The 16,689-nt window shown below is 38.4% G+C and carries 14 protein-coding genes and 2 tRNA genes; 6 read left to right on the forward strand and 10 right to left on the reverse strand.

All coding sequences use genetic code 11. The annotated features are described in order from the left end of the window. The 4 genes from ACFIK7_RS02400 to rpsL form a co-directional block, all read right to left on the reverse strand. Nucleotides 1-498: GTP-binding protein (locus tag ACFIK7_RS02400; protein WP_375662867.1), on the reverse strand; the 498-nt coding region annotated here is incomplete at its 3' end. Nucleotides 499-595: 97 nt separating this feature from the next. Then, on the reverse strand, nucleotides 596-2,680 hold the full coding sequence (gene fusA, locus ACFIK7_RS02405) for an elongation factor G (protein ID WP_273791453.1): 2,085 nt from the start codon (nucleotides 2,678-2,680) through the stop codon (nucleotides 596-598). Nucleotides 2,681-2,703: 23 nt separating this feature from the next. Continuing rightward, nucleotides 2,704-3,174 (reverse strand): 30S ribosomal protein S7, encoded by a 471-nt coding sequence (rpsG, locus tag ACFIK7_RS02410; protein WP_273791452.1) that lies wholly within the window; start codon nucleotides 3,172-3,174, stop codon nucleotides 2,704-2,706. A gap of 18 nt (nucleotides 3,175-3,192) precedes the next feature. Continuing rightward, complete coding sequence (rpsL, locus tag ACFIK7_RS02415; RefSeq protein ID WP_005773262.1) at nucleotides 3,193-3,564, reverse strand: 30S ribosomal protein S12; 372 nt, start codon at nucleotides 3,562-3,564, stop codon at nucleotides 3,193-3,195. 503 nt (nucleotides 3,565-4,067) lie between these two features. Between rpsL and xth the strand changes: the two genes are divergently transcribed. The 5 genes from xth to ACFIK7_RS02440 all read left to right on the forward strand — a co-directional run bounded on the left by xth (nucleotide 4,068) and on the right by ACFIK7_RS02440 (nucleotide 8,251). Beyond that, on the forward strand, nucleotides 4,068-4,850 hold the full coding sequence (xth, locus tag ACFIK7_RS02420; protein ID WP_273791451.1) for an exodeoxyribonuclease III: 783 nt from the start codon (nucleotides 4,068-4,070) through the stop codon (nucleotides 4,848-4,850). 124 nt (nucleotides 4,851-4,974) lie between these two features. After that, a complete protein-coding gene (locus tag ACFIK7_RS02425; protein ID WP_375631472.1) occupies nucleotides 4,975-5,880 on the forward strand; it encodes a transporter substrate-binding domain-containing protein in 906 nt (301 codons plus the stop codon). Between the two features lie 141 nt (nucleotides 5,881-6,021). After that, nucleotides 6,022-6,774, forward strand: a complete 753-nt coding sequence (locus tag ACFIK7_RS02430) for an amino acid ABC transporter permease (protein ID WP_273791449.1) — start codon at nucleotides 6,022-6,024, stop codon at nucleotides 6,772-6,774. Between the two features lie 2 nt (nucleotides 6,775-6,776). Beyond that, a complete protein-coding gene (locus ACFIK7_RS02435; RefSeq protein ID WP_273791448.1) occupies nucleotides 6,777-7,493 on the forward strand; it encodes an amino acid ABC transporter permease in 717 nt (238 codons plus the stop codon). An 11-nt stretch (nucleotides 7,494-7,504) separates the two neighbouring features. After that, the gene (locus ACFIK7_RS02440) at nucleotides 7,505-8,251 is read left to right on the forward strand and encodes an amino acid ABC transporter ATP-binding protein (RefSeq protein WP_273791447.1); all 747 of its coding nucleotides are present in this window, start codon (nucleotides 7,505-7,507) and stop codon (nucleotides 8,249-8,251) included. Between the two features lie 102 nt (nucleotides 8,252-8,353). On the opposite strand, the gene ACFIK7_RS02445 is transcribed toward ACFIK7_RS02440, so the two are convergent. From ACFIK7_RS02445 to ACFIK7_RS02470, 6 genes are all read right to left on the reverse strand, one after another. Continuing rightward, a complete protein-coding gene (locus ACFIK7_RS02445) occupies nucleotides 8,354-9,145 on the reverse strand; it encodes a tetratricopeptide repeat protein (RefSeq protein ID WP_375662868.1) in 792 nt (263 codons plus the stop codon). Nucleotides 9,146-10,220: 1,075 nt separating this feature from the next. Beyond that, complete coding sequence (locus ACFIK7_RS02450; RefSeq protein ID WP_375662871.1) at nucleotides 10,221-12,944, reverse strand: valine--tRNA ligase; 2,724 nt, start codon at nucleotides 12,942-12,944, stop codon at nucleotides 10,221-10,223. Between the two features lie 137 nt (nucleotides 12,945-13,081). After that, entirely contained in the window at nucleotides 13,082-13,636 is a 555-nt protein-coding gene (locus tag ACFIK7_RS02455) for a DUF2497 domain-containing protein (protein WP_375662869.1), read from the reverse strand. A gap of 249 nt (nucleotides 13,637-13,885) precedes the next feature. Next, a complete protein-coding gene (locus ACFIK7_RS02460) occupies nucleotides 13,886-15,178 on the reverse strand; it encodes a TolC family outer membrane protein (RefSeq protein WP_375662870.1) in 1,293 nt (430 codons plus the stop codon). 66 nt (nucleotides 15,179-15,244) lie between these two features. After that, nucleotides 15,245-15,919 (reverse strand): protein-L-isoaspartate O-methyltransferase, encoded by a 675-nt coding sequence (locus ACFIK7_RS02465; protein ID WP_273791442.1) that lies wholly within the window; start codon nucleotides 15,917-15,919, stop codon nucleotides 15,245-15,247. A 220-nt stretch (nucleotides 15,920-16,139) separates the two neighbouring features. Further along, nucleotides 16,140-16,213, reverse strand: a tRNA-Cys gene (locus ACFIK7_RS02470). A 184-nt stretch (nucleotides 16,214-16,397) separates the two neighbouring features. Between ACFIK7_RS02470 and ACFIK7_RS02475 the strand changes: the two genes are divergently transcribed. Further along, nucleotides 16,398-16,472 (forward strand) — tRNA-Asn (locus ACFIK7_RS02475). Nucleotides 16,473-16,689: the final 217 nt, after the last annotated feature.

Consider the following 16,689-nt stretch of genomic DNA (forward strand, 5'->3'; position numbering starts at 1 on the left):
AACAATTGGTATATCATCACCTGGGAAATCATACTTGGATAAAAGTTCCCGAACCTCAAGCTCTACAAGCTCCAAAAGTTCTGCATCATCAACCTGATCAACTTTATTAAGAAAAACAACAATTGCTGGAACACCAACCTGACGCGCAAGCAAAATATGCTCACGTGTCTGAGGCATTGGACCATCAGCTGCTGAAACAACCAAAATAGCACCATCCATCTGTGCTGCCCCTGTGATCATGTTTTTCACATAATCAGCGTGTCCCGGACAATCAACGTGCGCATAGTGACGATTTTCCGTTTCATACTCAACGTGTGCTGTAGAAATAGTAATTCCACGTGCGCGCTCCTCTGGCGCAGCATCAATTTGGTCATAGGCTTTAAATTCACCAAAATATTTCGTAATCGCTGCTGTCAACGAGGTCTTCCCATGATCAACGTGACCAATCGTACCAATATTAACATGCGGTTTTGTTCGTTCAAACTTGCTCTTCGCCATTNCGGTTTTGTTCGTTCAAACTTGCTCTTCGCCATTTGAGCTCTCCATTTTCCGTCCAAGCCAAGGACTAAGTTAAAAATTAATTACCAACCTGAAATTACGCGTATTTCTTTTGAATCTCCAAAGCAACAGCCGAAGGTACAGGCTCGTAATGATCAAACTGCATTGTATACTGCGCACGCCCCTGACTCATAGAGCGAAGAGTATTCACATAACCAAACATATTCGCCAAAGGAACCATTGCATTCACAACCGTTGCAATGCCGCGCGCTTCAGTTCCTGAAATCTGTCCCCGACGAGAATTGAGATCACCAATAACATCACCAACATAATCATCTGGTGTAACAACTTCCACCTTCATGATCGGTTCAAGAAGCTGTGCACCAGCCTTCTTTGCCCCATCACGAAAAGCCGCACGAGCCGCAATCTCAAAAGCCAAAACCGAAGAATCAACATCGTGATAACCACCATCAATGAGAGTCGCTTTTACACCAAGCATAGGAAAGCCCGCAAGAGGACCTGACCCCATAACACTCTCAATCCCCTTTTGGACGCCGGGAATATATTCTTTAGGAACAGCACCACCAACAATCTTTGACTCAAAAATAAAGTCATCACCATCATGAGGCTCAAAAACAATTTTCACACGAGCAAATTGACCGGCACCACCCGATTGCTTCTTATGCGTATAATCAATTTCCGCCATTTTAGTAATTGACTCACGATAAGCAACTTGAGGCTGCCCAACATTTGCTTCAACCTTAAACTCACGCCGCATACGGTCAACAATAATATCAAGATGAAGCTCACCCATTCCAGCTATAATAGTCTGACCAGATTCCTCATCCGATTTAACACGAAATGAAGGATCTTCGGCCGCTAGACGGTTAAGAGCAATACCCATTTTTTCTTGATCTGCTTTTGTTTTCGGTTCAATTGCAATCTCAATAACAGGCTCTGGAAATTCCATCCTCTCCAAAATAACAGGCTTCAAAGGATCACAAAGAGTATCCCCTGTTGTCGTCTCCTTAAGTCCTGCAAGAGCAACAATATCACCAGCAAAAGCTTCTTCAATATCCTCACGAGAATTTGAATGCATTTGAAGCATACGCCCCAAACGCTCTTTCTTCTTTTTCACAGTATTCTCAAGAGAAATACCTTTCTGAACTTTACCTGAGTAAATACGACAAAACGTCAATGAACCAACAAAAGGATCATTCATAATTTTAAAAGCAAGCATAGATAGCGGAGCATCATCAGAAGATTCGCGTGTCGTCTCAGCCTCAGTCTTTACATCAATACCCTTAATCGCCGGAATATCAACTGGAGAAGGAAGATAGGAAACAACAGCATCCAAAAGTGGCTGCACCCCCTTGTTTTTAAAAGCCGTACCACAAAGAACCGGATGAAACTGAACTTCTACTGTCCCCCTACGAATGAGAGAAACAAGCTGCTCGTTGGTTGGCATAACACCCTCTAAATAAGCCTCTGTCGCTGCTTCATCAACCTCCACAGCCATCTCAATCAATTTCTCGCGATATTCTTCAGCTTTCTCCTTTAAATCAGAGGGAATTTCACTTATCACCGCCGAGGCACCAATAGAACCATCCCACTTTAAAGCCTTCATTTCTACAAGATCAACAACACCTTCAAAATCATTTTCAGCGCCAATCGGCAACTGCAAAACAAGCGCTTTAGCACCCAACCGAGAACCAACCATCTCCACACTACGATAAAAGTCAGCTCCTATTTTGTCCATTTTATTAACAAAAACCATACGAGGCACGCGATATTTCTCAGCTTGCCGCCAAACAGTTTCCGTCTGAGGCTCCACACCAGCATTTGCATCCAACAAAGCTATTGCGCCATCAAGAACACGCAAAGAGCGCTCAACTTCAATGGTAAAATCAACGTGCCCTGGCGTATCAATAATATTAAAGCGACGCTTCCGACCGTCCTGCCCTTCCCAAAACGTCGTTGTTGCAGCAGACGTAATCGTAATACCGCGCTCCTGCTCCTGCTCCATCCAATCCATCGTAGAAGCACCATCATGGGTCTCGCCAATTTTATGATTCTTACCGGTATAGAACAGAATACGTTCAGTCATCGTAGTCTTACCAGCATCAATATGCGCCATAATACCAAAATTACGATAATCTTCAATTTTATATTCGCGAGCCATTATATTTGCCTTGTTTAAAACTTCTACCAGCGATAGTGAGAAAAAGCACGATTAGCTTCAGCCATACGATGAACATCTTCACGCTTTTTCACGGCAGAACCACGATTATTAGCCGCATCCATCAATTCACCAGATAAACGCTCAACCATCGTCGTTTCATTTCGACCACGCGCCGCCGCAATCAACCAACGAATAGCAAGAGCCTGACGACGATCAGGACGAACATCAATCGGAACTTGATAAGTAGCACCACCAACACGGCGTGAACGAACCTCAATATGAGGAGCAACATTCTCTAAGGCCCGATGAAATAGAGCCACAGGATCTGTTTTTACTCTTTTTTCTACAGAATCGAGTGCACCATAAACAATACGCTCTGCAACTGATTTTTTACCATCAAACATAATGGCATTCATAAATTTCATAATAACCAAATCACCAAATTTTGGATCTGGATTAATCTCACGCTTTTCTGCTCTATGACGACGGGACATTGGCTTTGTCTCTCAATATTATTTTGGACGCTTTGCGCCATACTTTGAACGACGCTGTTTACGATTCTTGACACCCTGGGTATCAAGCAAACCACGAATAATGTGATAACGAACTCCTGGCAAATCTTTTACACGACCACCACGAATCATCACAACAGAGTGCTCTTGAAGATTATGTCCCTCTCCAGGAATATAACCAATCACCTCAAATCCATTCGTCAAGCGAATTTTAGCAACTTTACGAAGAGCAGAATTAGGTTTCTTCGGCGTTGTTGTATAAACACGCGTACAAACACCACGCTTCTGCGGATTCGACTGCAGAGCAGGAACCTTATTACGTTTAACTGGCGCCACACGCGGCTTACGAATCAACTGGTTTACGGTAGGCATGCAACCTTCCTCTTTTTGATCTATATTCTTCTCACCCAATCGGGCTTTTCTATTTTCATTTCCATCCACCCCAACAGAATCGGAACAGATATTTAAGTCTACACACAAAATCGGGCACACCTGCAAAAAACAGTTTACCCGACCATAAGCAGAGAAGGCAGTAGCCTTTTGCACTAGGATTTACTTTTAATCTTCTTAACACCTGTGAATAATCTTCCGGTTCATATCCAAAGCACCTGATTACACCCACATCGGCTATATCCATCTCTAATAGCGAGAACACGTACATTCGTCAAGAACTAAACAGCAGAAAGTTTTTAAAAATGAAAATAAATTAAATTTTAAAGCTTTAAATTTGCTTTTACCGCTACTCTTGATAAATCAATTTACCATAAGTAATATCCCTATAAATAAAAAAGTAGCGATATGACTGTAGCAAAACATAAATGCAGTAAATTGAGCAGTAAATTGAATTGCATATTTGATATCTAATGATGAGCGCCATGAAAATAGCAACGTGGAATATTGCCGGGATAAAAGCACGACATGAAACATTATGTCAATGGCTGCAGCAAAGCCAGCCGGACATAGTCTGTTTACAGGAAATTAAAAGTATTGATGAAAATTTTCCACGCGATGCAATTGAAAGTTTAGGTTACCATATAGAAACACACGGACAAAAAAGTTTTAATGGCGTTGCGATTCTCTCTAAAAAAACACCAGATGAAGTGATCCGTCGATTACCAGGCAATGATAATGATAAACAAACACGTTACATTGAAGCAGTTTATTCAACAAACAAAGGTGTTGTTCGTGTTGCATCTCTCTATTTGCCAAATGGGAATCCTATTGAGAGTGAAAAATATTCCTATAAGATAGAATGGATGGAAAGATTATATACACATGCAAAATCATTGCTTGCGTATGAAGAACCCCTTATTCTAGCGGGTGATTATAATGTCATCCCCGCTCCATTAGATGCAAAAAAACCTCAAGAATGGTATCAAGATGCCTTATTTCTTGGAGAAACAAGAAAAGCATTCCAACGTATTCTTCATTTAGGTTTTTATGATGCTATCCGGAATGTCACCGATACTCCCTCCTTCAGTTTTTGGGATTTTCAAGCAGGTGCTTGGCCTAAGAATAATGGGATTCGCATTGATCATTTATTATTATCACCAGAAGCTGTTGATCAACTAATTTGCGCTCATAGCCAAGCAGAAGTAAGGGGATATCAAAAACCATCCGACCACGTTCCTGTTTGGATTCACCTTAATATCAATTAAGAAAGTACAATCCTCATTTCATGAGACAACAAAAAAAATCCACTCAAAAATAATAACTATGCTACAGCATATAAACAGTATATCTTAAGCAACTAAAATAAAAATAAATGAATGGAGGACATAAATGAAGAAATCATTGTTAATGCTTATTGCAGCAACGGCCATTGGATTCTCAAGTTTCGCACATGCTGAACATGATACTCTTGAAAAAATAAAACGAACAGGGGAAATTACTTTAGGTGTCCGTGAATCATCTGGTTTAGCCTACGCCCTTGGTAATAATAAATATGTAGGTTTTCATACAGAAATGGCAGAACGGATCATTGATGATATCTCAAAAAAAATTGGTAAACCAATTAAAATTCATTATCTTCCCATCACTTCTCAAAATAGAATTCCTCTCTTAAAAAATAAAACCTATGATTTTGAGTGCGGCTCAACAACACATGATCTTGCCCGCAGTAAAGAAGCAGCATTTGCTTATACGACATACATTGAGGAGGTTCGGATTGCTGTAAAGAAAAACTCTAACATTAAATCTCTTGAGGATTTAAATGGAAAAACAGTTGCAACGACCACCGGTACAACATCTGTTCAACTTATTCGTAAAAATAAACGTGCAAAAAACATTCAGTTTAAAGTTTTAAAGGGGAAAGATCACGGAGATAGTTTTTTGTTATTAGAATCTGGTAAGGCAGATGCTTTTGTCATGGATGCTTCAATTCTTGCTGGACATATTGCTAAATCAAAGAATCCATCTGATTATGTCATTCTTGATACTGTACTTTCAGTCGAACCTATTGCCTGTATGCTCAGATTAAATGACAAAAAATTTGAACAAACAATCAACGATAGTATCGTACGTCAGATTAAAGATGAATCACTGGAAAAGCTTTATAATAAGTGGTTTATGAAACCGATCCCACCTGCTAACACTGTTATGAACCTTCCCTTGTCAAAACAAACAAGATATGCTTGGGATCACCCAAATAATAAACCTCGAGAAAGCTACGCAGAAAAAGATTTATAGAATTTAATAAAAAAGAACCACACTCTTTTGAAATTGAGTGTGGTTTATATTTTAATTCACTTTTAAATAAATTTGGCCTATGTAGATGCGCTTGGTTTATTGCCCTATTTGTGAATGACTAATTTGAGGGAATATCAATTAATGGACTTTTCTTTCCTTTGTAGAGATGACCTTACTCAAACATTGGTAACAGGATGCTTGGGGACTCCCGGCGTGAGCCATACCTATTTAGATACACTTCTCGATGGCTTTAAAAATACGGTTATATTGTCTATCACTTCACTTATATTAGCTGTATTGTGTGGTGTTGTTATAGGAACAATGCGCACTTTACCTAAAACATCCATAACCAATTATATATTTCGCACTATCGGTACTATTTGGGTAGAGATTATGCGTAATATTCCCCTCCTTGTACAAGTGTTTTTGTGGTATTTTGTTGTTCCGAAGATTTATCCACCAGCGATGAAATTTTCCCCCATTCTCTTAATAACATGCGCATTGGGATTCTTTACATCTGCACGCATTGCAGAACAGGTTCGTTCAGGCATTGAAGCGATTCCTTCTGGACAACGCTATGCTGCTATGGCAATGGGGTTTACAACTTATCAAAGTTATCGCTATATTATACTACCACGTGCTATACGTGCAATTATGCCACCTCTTACTTCAGAAGCAATGGGCATTGTGAAAAATTCGTCTATAGCATTCGCCGTTTCAATAAATGAGCTCATGCAATTTCAATACCAAGCAATTGAAGAGGTAAGCCATGTTTACGAAAATTATTTACTTGTTACGGCTCTTTATATTCTAATAGCCTTATTCGTATTCATTGTGATGACAGTCATTGAACAAATACTCAAAATTCCTAATTTTCAAACAAAGGGAAATTGAATATGATGAATTTCATAAGCTCTCAGTTTGGACTTTATTCTCCTTTCAATTTTTCCGACTTTGATTTTTCCTTTTTTACCTTTGATGTATTTCGTTCTTACATTTTATCAGGTTTACTCTTTAGCGTTTTTCTAACTCTTTTTGCAACGGTGTTGGGGTTTGTTTTCGGTACGCTTTTAGCAATGATGCGCCTTTCTTCCATAAAACTTCTTTCTTGGTTTGCAATAGGTTACATAACAGCTATGCGTTCAATACCACTTGTGATGGTTATCTTATGGTTTTTCGTGCTTCTGCCTTTTTTAACCGGTATATCCATCGGTGCAAATAAATCAGCACTCATTACCTTTACCGCATTTGAAACGGCTTATTTTGCTGAGATTATGCGTGCTGGAATCAATTCAGTTCCGCAAGGACAAAAATATGCAGGACAAGCTCTTGGAATGACATATTGGCAAAGTATGTACATTGTCATTCTTCCTCAAGCCTTTAGAGATATGCTTCCAGTCTTTTTAACACAAGTTATTATCCTTTTTCAGGATACAACCCTTGTTTATGCCATCAGTGGTCATAGCCTTTTGAATGGTTTTGATATTGCTGCTAATAATTTTGGTGTAAAGCAAGAAGCTTATATCTTAGCAGCTATTTTCTATTTTGTTATCTGTTTTACACTGTCACAAATAGTTTTGTATTTACAAAAAAAAGTATCCATTATTCGCTAACAGGAAAAAAAATGTCTACTCATATGATCGAAATAAAAAATGTTTCTAATTGGTATGGCGAAATTAAAGTCCTTAAAAACTGTACAACCAACATTAATAAAGGAGAAGTCGTTGTCGTTTGTGGTCCATCAGGCTCCGGAAAGTCAACACTCATTAAAACTATTAACGCTCTCGTCCCTTTTCAAAAAGGTGAAATTTGGATTAATGGAATACCAGTTCATTCAAAAAAAACGAATCTGCCTAAATTGCGAAGTCAGGTAGGAATGGTGTTTCAACACTTCGAGCTTTTTCCCCATTTATCTGTCACAGAAAATTTGACAATTGCACAAATCAAAGTCCTAAAACGAAGCAAAAAAGAAGCACTTGAACGTGGATTGTTATATCTTGAACGCGTTGGACTCATTGAACACAAAGATAAATATCCTGGTCAACTTTCTGGAGGGCAACAACAACGTGTTGCTATTGCACGTGCCTTAACTATGGATCCACTTGTCATGCTTTTTGATGAACCAACATCTGCTCTAGATCCTGAAATGGTAGGTGAAGTACTCGATGTCATGATTAGCTTAGCAGAAGAAGGTATGACGATGATTTGTGTAACCCATGAAATGGGATTTGCACAAAAAGTCTCGGAGCGTGTTATTTTCATAGATCAAGGAACAATTCTTGAAGACTGCTCATCTAAAGAGTTCTTTTCTGATCCGCAAGCAAGAAAACCGAGAACGCAAGAATTTTTGTCTAAAATCCTAAGTCATTAGCCGTTAGATTATCAAAAAAAGCTATCTTTACTATGAACTTGTATACAAGGAAACAGAGTTTAATATAAGATGAGAGAATGTAAAAATATTACAATCAGATGTTTAAAAACTGTTATTCTTTAAAATCTCAGCAACCAGTGAAATTGCTGTACGTCTCTCAGATTCATTACAAAGAGCAAAAGCCTCTTCTTGCAAAGGGTGAATCCAATTTTTGTCTTTTACGTTAGCTTTTTCATAGGCAGCAGTTAACATTGCTGCCTCACGGACAATTTTTCCTTCTTTAAGCAGTATATTTCCAAGCATTGCTTGGGCGGAAGGATTTCCTTTTTTTGCTGAAAGTTGAAACCATCGTGCTGCTTGTATAAGATTTTTCTCCCTTCCCTCTCCCTTTAAAAATATTTTTCCTAAATGATACTGAGCTTTAGGATTTCCATAGTTTACCGCAGCCTGCATATAAAGATGAGCAGCATAAGAAGGATCAGGTTTCACAGGTGATTGAGGAATACCTTTTTTTATATATCCCGCAAGTTTAACCAATGCGTCAGAAACATAACTTTCATCCTCTGAACCAAGATCAGCACCTTTTTCAACAATATATGCAAAAAAATTATATGCCTTATAATCATTTTTAGAGACACCATCACCGTTTGCATAGATAGAGCCAAGTTTCCAATTCGCACCAATATGGCCTCTCTTAGCTGCACAACGTAATGCTGCAATAGCCTGATTTATATGCCCATTTTTATAAGCAGACATGCCACGTTTTAAAAAATAAAACGAACCATCATTCGCTTCTTGCAAGCTATTGACATCTATTACATAAACAGTCGAAAAGAATCCCCCTAAAATCACAACAATCGTGACCTTTTTCCATATCTGAAACCTATTAACCATTTCCCCCTACCTCAATTTTAATGATTATATCTGTTACGAATTTCTTTGTAGATATTTAAACTCTTTTTCTTAGTAAGAAGCATACGCAATTTTAAAGTAAAAATTTTAAAAGAAAAAACAAATAGATAAAAACCATCCAAAATGTTCGATAAAATTAAGTATCCATTTTTATATATAACAAATTGATTTTTAAATATAAATCATCATTCTATATTTTGTAACACATCCTTTAACATTCTAAGATTTATCGATCTTAAAATTTTATACGTATGAGCAAAAATCGTTCAATAAAATAACGTGCATTAAACAACAACTTGAGAACGAAGAGAATACATGATGAATGGTAAGCGTTTAAGTATAAAAAACAATACGAAAGATGGATAAATATAATGATGATAATTAACTTATAACTTCACGACTGCCTTACCACCTTAAGGATGAAGTTTTTTGTCTCCGTCAATCTATAAACAATACAGCTTTTTATTTAACGGATTGCACCTGACATCATTTCACATGGGGTTACTTCATACTTTACACACAAGTTCCACCTTAGAATACTCACCACTCATACAAAAAAATACCACATGTGTAATTTTACATACCTTATATTGCTACTCTAAATGATGATATTTTACAGTAATAAAGCAAGAAATTGATTTATAATTATAATTTTCCTTTTTGCATGTTGAATGAGGCCCTCGAATATCGTAAGATTCTCTCATTCCAAACGTGCTCCATGTTAAATCAATCAAAATCATCCGCTTGCACATTACAAGCAGAGAAAGCTATGTGGATAAAAACTCTGTGTAAGAAAGAACTAAAAATGCCTCTTATGAACGGTCTTAAGTGCCAAGGGCTATCCGGATTGGACAGAATGGTGCCGGCGCTTGTTACTTCACAAGCATAAAGAAGGGAAGCCCAATGGATTTACCGTTGTTATACCATTCATGATCTACGTCGTGGAATAGGCTTGGACGCCTTAAAAGATGTCTCTTTAATGATAAACATAAAACAATGGATTTCAGTAGAGATTTTATGATCGTTCATGAAAAACTAACAAAAGAAAAAGTTGAAATCAATCTAACCGCTCTAAAGCAACAAATATTTTCTTCTGCGCTGCACGCAGTTCTACAACCCTGTTCCGCTCACGCTCAACAATTTCTGCTTTTGCATTTGCTATAAATTTGGGGTTGTTTAACTTAAGCGATATTTTTTCAATATCTTGTTCAATTTTACTGACATCCTTCCTCAAACGAACACGTTCAGCCTCCAAATCAATCAACTGTCCTAATGGTAAACAAAAAACAGCCTCTCCCAAAATCATTTGTGCTGATACTTCCGGAACTTTATCAGAGAAATCAATAACTTCAATACGCGCTAATTTTTTAAGAAGTGCATCATAACGCTTCACACGCTCTCGTGTTACTTCCCCTCCTTCAACAACAACAAGAGGTGCTTGTGTCGCCACTGGAATATTCATTTCAAAACGTACAGACCGAATCCCCGTGACGACATCAATAAGCCAATTAATATCATCAGCAGCTTCTTCATCTATCAATGTTTCCTCTGGCCATTTTGTCAATGCGAGCATATCCTCACGCTTGATGGCTTGCGTTTCTGTAAGAGACCACAACTCTTCCGTCATATAAGGCATAAAAGGATGAAGAAGTTTATAAACTTCATCTAAAACCCAAGCAGTACAAGCTTGAGCCTCATTTTTAGCATCTTCATTTTCCCCCTGAAAAATAGGTTTGAGAAGCTCCAAATACCAATCACATAATGTATTCCAAATGAAACGGTAAAGAGTGGCAGCTGACTCATTAAATTTATAGTGTTCAATACCAGTCGTAACTGCTGAAATTGTTTTAGATAACTCTGTTAAAATCCAACGATTAAGCGCCAGTTTTGCTTGTTCTGGTTTAAAAGCTGGATCATGCTTCACACCATTCATCTGTGCAAATCGGGTAGCATTCCACAATTTCGTAGCAAAATTACGATAACCAGCAATACGGGAAACATCAAGTTTTACATCACGACCTTGTGCTGCCATAATAGCTAAAGTAAATCGAAGTGCATCAGCACTATATTGATCAATAAGCTCTAAGGGATCAATAATATTTCCCTTTGATTTTGACATCTTTGCGCCCTTTTGATCCCGCACAAGAGCATGCACATAAACCGTTGGGAAAGGAACGTCACCCATAAAGTGAAGTCCCATCATCATCATACGAGCAACCCAGAAAAAAATAATATCAAATCCTGTCACAGATAAAGATGTTGGGTAAAAAGTAGATAATTCAGTCGTTTTATTTGGCCATCCTAATGTTGAAAAAGGCCAAAGAGCTGATGAAAACCACGTATCTAAAACATCCGGATCACGGATTAAGTCAACAACCTCACCATAATGAGCAAAAGCTGAATCTAAAGCCTCTTTTTCACTTTTTTCAACAAAAACCGTTCCATCAGGACCATACCAAGCAGGAATCTGATGTCCCCACCATAATTGGCGAGAAATGCACCAAGGTTGAATATTCTGCATCCAATTGAAGTAAGTCTTTTTCCAGTTATCGGGAACAAACTGCGTTTTTCCTTGTTGAACAGCCTCTATCGCTGGCTTTGCTAATTCAGCAGCATGAACATACCATTGATCTGTCAAAAAAGGCTCAATAGGGACACCACTGCGATCTCCATGAGGAACCATATGGGTATGATCATCAACAGAAGCTAAATATCCCTGTTCTTCCATCAAAGAAATAATCTTCTGGCGAGCAACAAAACGATCAGATTTATCGAGATTTTCTACTAACATTTTTAATTCATCTGATAAAATCAAACCATCGAAAAATTCTTCATTTTCACGAAGAAAAATTTCGGCTTTTTGGGTAAAAATATTGATCAAGCGTAAATGATTACGCTGTCCTACTTCAAAGTCATTAAAGTCATGAGCTGGTGTGATTTTTACAGCACCACTTCCAGCCTCAGGATCAGCATGGCTATCACCCACAATTAATAACCTACGACCAACAAGCGGCAAAAGAGCATTTTTACCGATAAGATTTTTATAACGCTCATCTTCAGGATTAACAGCAATTCCTGTATCACCAAGCATTGTTTCTGGTCGTGTTGTCGCCACTATTATAAAAGTTGTAGCATCATTTGGATCAAAAGTTTTACCTTCAAGTGGATATCTAAAGTGCCACAAATGTCCTTGAACTTCTTTTTGCTCAACTTCAAGATCTGAAATAGCTGTCAACAATTTAGGATCCCAATTAACGAGGCGCTTATCCCTATATATCAACCCTTGCTTATAAAGCGTGACAAAGACTTCACGAACCGCCTGCGACAACCCCTCATCCATTGTAAACCGCTCACGCGACCAATCACATGAAACCCCAAGGCGACGCAACTGGTTTGCAATAACGCCTCCAGTTTCATAACGCCATTCCCAAATACGCTCAATAAACTTTTCTCTCCCCATTTCTTGACGCGTTGGCTCTTGACGTTCTGCAAGTTGACGCTCCACAACCATTTGTGTAGCAATCCCAGCATGATCCATACCAGGCTGCCACAACACATTTTTGCCACGCATCCGCTGAAATCTAACTATTATATCTTGAATTGTCGTATTGAGCGCATGCCCCATATGAAGTGAGCCTGTAACATTAGGAGGTGGAAGCATAACGCAAAAAGGTTCTGCATCGCTTTTAGAACCAGCTCCCGCTTTAAAAGCCCCACGAGTCTCCCATCTCTTTGCAACCCGTTGCTCTATAGAGGAAGCATCATAGTTTTTTTCTAACATTCTATCCATCCATAACGCCGCTGAAAAACACAATATATGTTCAAAACCTGATCATAATCTCGTGAATCTCAGCCATTCACTAGAGAGCTCGCAAAATCGCAAACAAAATCCCCATAAAATGAAAAACATAAAAATAATTAAGACGATTTTTTAATCGCCTTTACAATCTCTTCACGCAAAATATCTTCCAGCAAAATAGGCAATTTAGACTGTAACCATTCTGCTATAGCGGGACGCAACACATCCTTTGCAATCTTTTCTGCAGAAGAAATACAATATGCAGACAATTCCACATGACCATCCCTTCCTGCGTCTGAATGTGATTTCCTTATCTCATCTTCATATTCTTTTGCTTTATAAACAGAATTCCGTTCTTCAGAAGAAAGCTTCATCTTTTGCATATCCATACCAACTGTATTATTTTCCGCCTCTATATCCTCTTTCTCTCGCGTTATCTTCCCCCCTTGATTTTCAGAAGAAAGACCAATACGATCAGCTAAAGCTTTCATAGCATCATCAACCGATAAGGCTGTATCATAAATACTCTCTGATGCAACTTCTGAAGCATTCACTGCAACATCTTCATTTAAAAAGTGATCAGATTGAACCGCATTTTCTTCGATTATTTCACGAATAGATGTTAAAATTTCATCCATACTTGGCTCACGTAACACGCTTGAACTCTGTACCATACTTTACAACCTCTCAAAGACGCAACAACAAATAGAATCATATTTTCAGTGTATGCAAAAGAATTATAAGATCAACATGCCTCCCACGATATTTTCAAATATGCTTGTCATAAAGAGGGCGCTACACACAGTTTTCTACACTTTATAAAGATAATATCTCGCCGCAATATTTTTTAACATATTCAACTGTTGATTTACTAATCTTTTAAAAACTAAAATAATTTAAGATTAAAGAGATACTTTCATACATTATCGGATATATTTAATTGTTTTTAAACCTAAATAACTTGCAGTCAATTTACCAATAGAAGATTGAACACTATAGCTCGCCACAACAGCATTACGCTCCGCCATTGCAAGCGCAATCTGAGCATTAATCAATAGAGTACGAGAATTTAAAACATCCAGCGTCGTTGCTTGCCCTACGCGATTTTCTTGAACACGACCTTTCAGAGCAATTTCAGCAGCACGAACACTTTCACGGTAAGCAATAACAGATGAGCGTGCACCCTCCAACTGAAACCAAGCAGAAGTCAGTGCTTGCCTCGTATTACTATGCGCCAAATCGAGTTGAAGCTGCGCCTGTCCAAGCTGTTCCCTTGATTGGCGAATTTGCGCAGACGTACGCCCTCCTTCAAAGATTGGGACACTTACTGACAATCCTATCGATTTAGAAACGCCATCCTCTCCAACCCCGCTGTAGATTCGATTATAAGATGCTGTTGCAGAAAAATCAACTTTAGGGAGCAATGCCCCTTCTTTCGCCTTTACATTATAAACACTCGCATCAACTAAATATTTAGCATAAAGGATTGCTGGATGCATCACAACGCTCATTTGGTAAGCCATATCAAGGTTGACAGGAAAATCATTGGCTAGAGGTGGGCGTTTTAACTTTTCAGGATCAGAACCAATAACTTGTCGATACACTGCCTCTGCTGCTTTTACATCAGAACGAGCAAGACTCAGCTCTGAAACCGCCACGGAACGTGCAGCTTGAGCTTGAGCAAGATCAACATGCCCTCCTTCACCCACATCAAATTTTGCTTTATTGGAACGAACTTGTTCCTCAAGAGCTGCCAAATTTTCTCTCCGAAGATCGGCAACACGACGTGCGTGATAGACATTAGCATAAGCGGTCACCACCTCTAGAAACGTATTTTGTTCAACATTACGAAGATATTCACGCTGAGCCTGCAACTTAACTTGAGCTGAAGAAAAGATATTTTGCGTGATAAAACCATCAAATAATCTTTGATTTAATCTCACTCCTATAGATCCAGAAGTGACATAAGGACCTGTAAAAGACTTATTCCGCCCATAGTTCCCAACCCCCTCAACTTGTGGCAATAACCCTGATCGCGCAATGACAACATCATCACTGGATATACGCACAGCTGCACGTTCACTATTCAACTTAGCATTATATTTATAAGCCTTAGAAAAGGCATCCATCAATGTTTCAGCACAAACAGTCTCTGATAGAAAAACACTCAACACCAGTAATAAACATGCCTGAAACTTCTTGTTTATTCTAAACATAATACACACAATAACAAACCCCAAATAAATTACAAAATTATCTTTTATTCACAAAACAAACAAGCACTAAAACACAAAACCAGGTGTTTTGAAAAAACAAGGAAGAGGCTTTACAGCAAGATTAAAAGCACGACGAGCCGAGATGATCCCATCTTCTTTTATATAGATTTGTGCAACAGCAGCATTTCCATACCCTTCAACCACAACAAGACGTCCACAGTCTTTCATTTGATCAAAGATACCTTGAGGAATAAAATCAACAGATCCCTCAATGAAAATCACATCATAAGGTCCCTCAACAGCATAACCTTGCTCTAATGGACCATGAACGACAACCACATTATCACATTGATTACGTTCTAAAGCTTCAAGAGCACGTTCAAAGAGAGATTTATTACTTTCCAGCGCAATCACAGACCCTGCAAGTTTTGCAAGCAACGCTGCACAATAACCACTATTTGCACCAATATCTAAAACAACATCTGATGATTTTAAAGCGGCAAGCTGTAGTAATTTCGCTAGAGATGCAGGTTTCATCAAATAGCGTGCAGGAACCCCATCTTGCTCTGGACATAGAACAATATCGGTATCAAGATAACTTAACACTTTCATATCTTCCGATACAAAATCTTCACGAGACACCGTTAAAAAGGCTTCAAGAACTGATAAATCCGTTACATCGACTGTACGAATTTGATTGTCAACCATTTTGCGACGAAGCTCAGCAAAATCTGCAACCATAACGAATATTTTCTCCTAACCTACAAAAAACAAACCAAACAGCGACAATAAGGGATAAAGATCTCTTAAACTATGGGCATTACAAAAAAGGATGCTACAGTCAACAATTAGATTTTAACTGTATAATCTCTCATACAAAAGTGTCTTCACAAGAATAGAGGGAAATAATCTATTTTCCTATACCTCATCTCCCCTAAAAGCCGTTTCGTTTAAAATCGGCTGGAGGCCTCGCCCGGAATCGAACCGGGATACAAGGATTTGCAGTCCTCTGCGTAACCATTCCGCCACGAGGCCTCGTCAACAAACATAAAGGTTTCAATAAGGGAAGGCAACGCATCCGTCAAGGTGTAGAAATCTTCTCTCGCCTTTTTTCCTCTTATTACACAATTTATCATATTTTTTTAAAAAAAGTAATTTTATCCTTTGCAAATCAGTATTGCTTTGCTATAGCCTTTTCAACTAAATGATTGGGCACCGTTCCCCGGTAGCTCAGCGGTAGAGCAACCGGCTGTTAACCGGTTGGTCGCTGGTTCGAATCCGGCCCGGGGAGCCACTTTTCTTTTATTCTACGTAATTTGTTGTTTTTTCTAAAGTTTTTAGACATGAGGGATTCGTTAATAAAAGTAATGGAATAGGATTTTTGCAATAAAGTAGAAACGCAATATCCTACCGGATGTATTTTTTGCAATTGTAGCTTGCCAGCGGGTTTTGTATATTTTGCCACTAGGTTTTGTACCAATTTATTTTTTCTCAAAGAGTTTTAAAGATGT

The sequence above is a fragment of the Bartonella sp. CL266QHHD genome (assembly GCF_042195355.1).
Taxonomy (GTDB): domain Bacteria; phylum Pseudomonadota; class Alphaproteobacteria; order Rhizobiales; family Rhizobiaceae; genus Bartonella.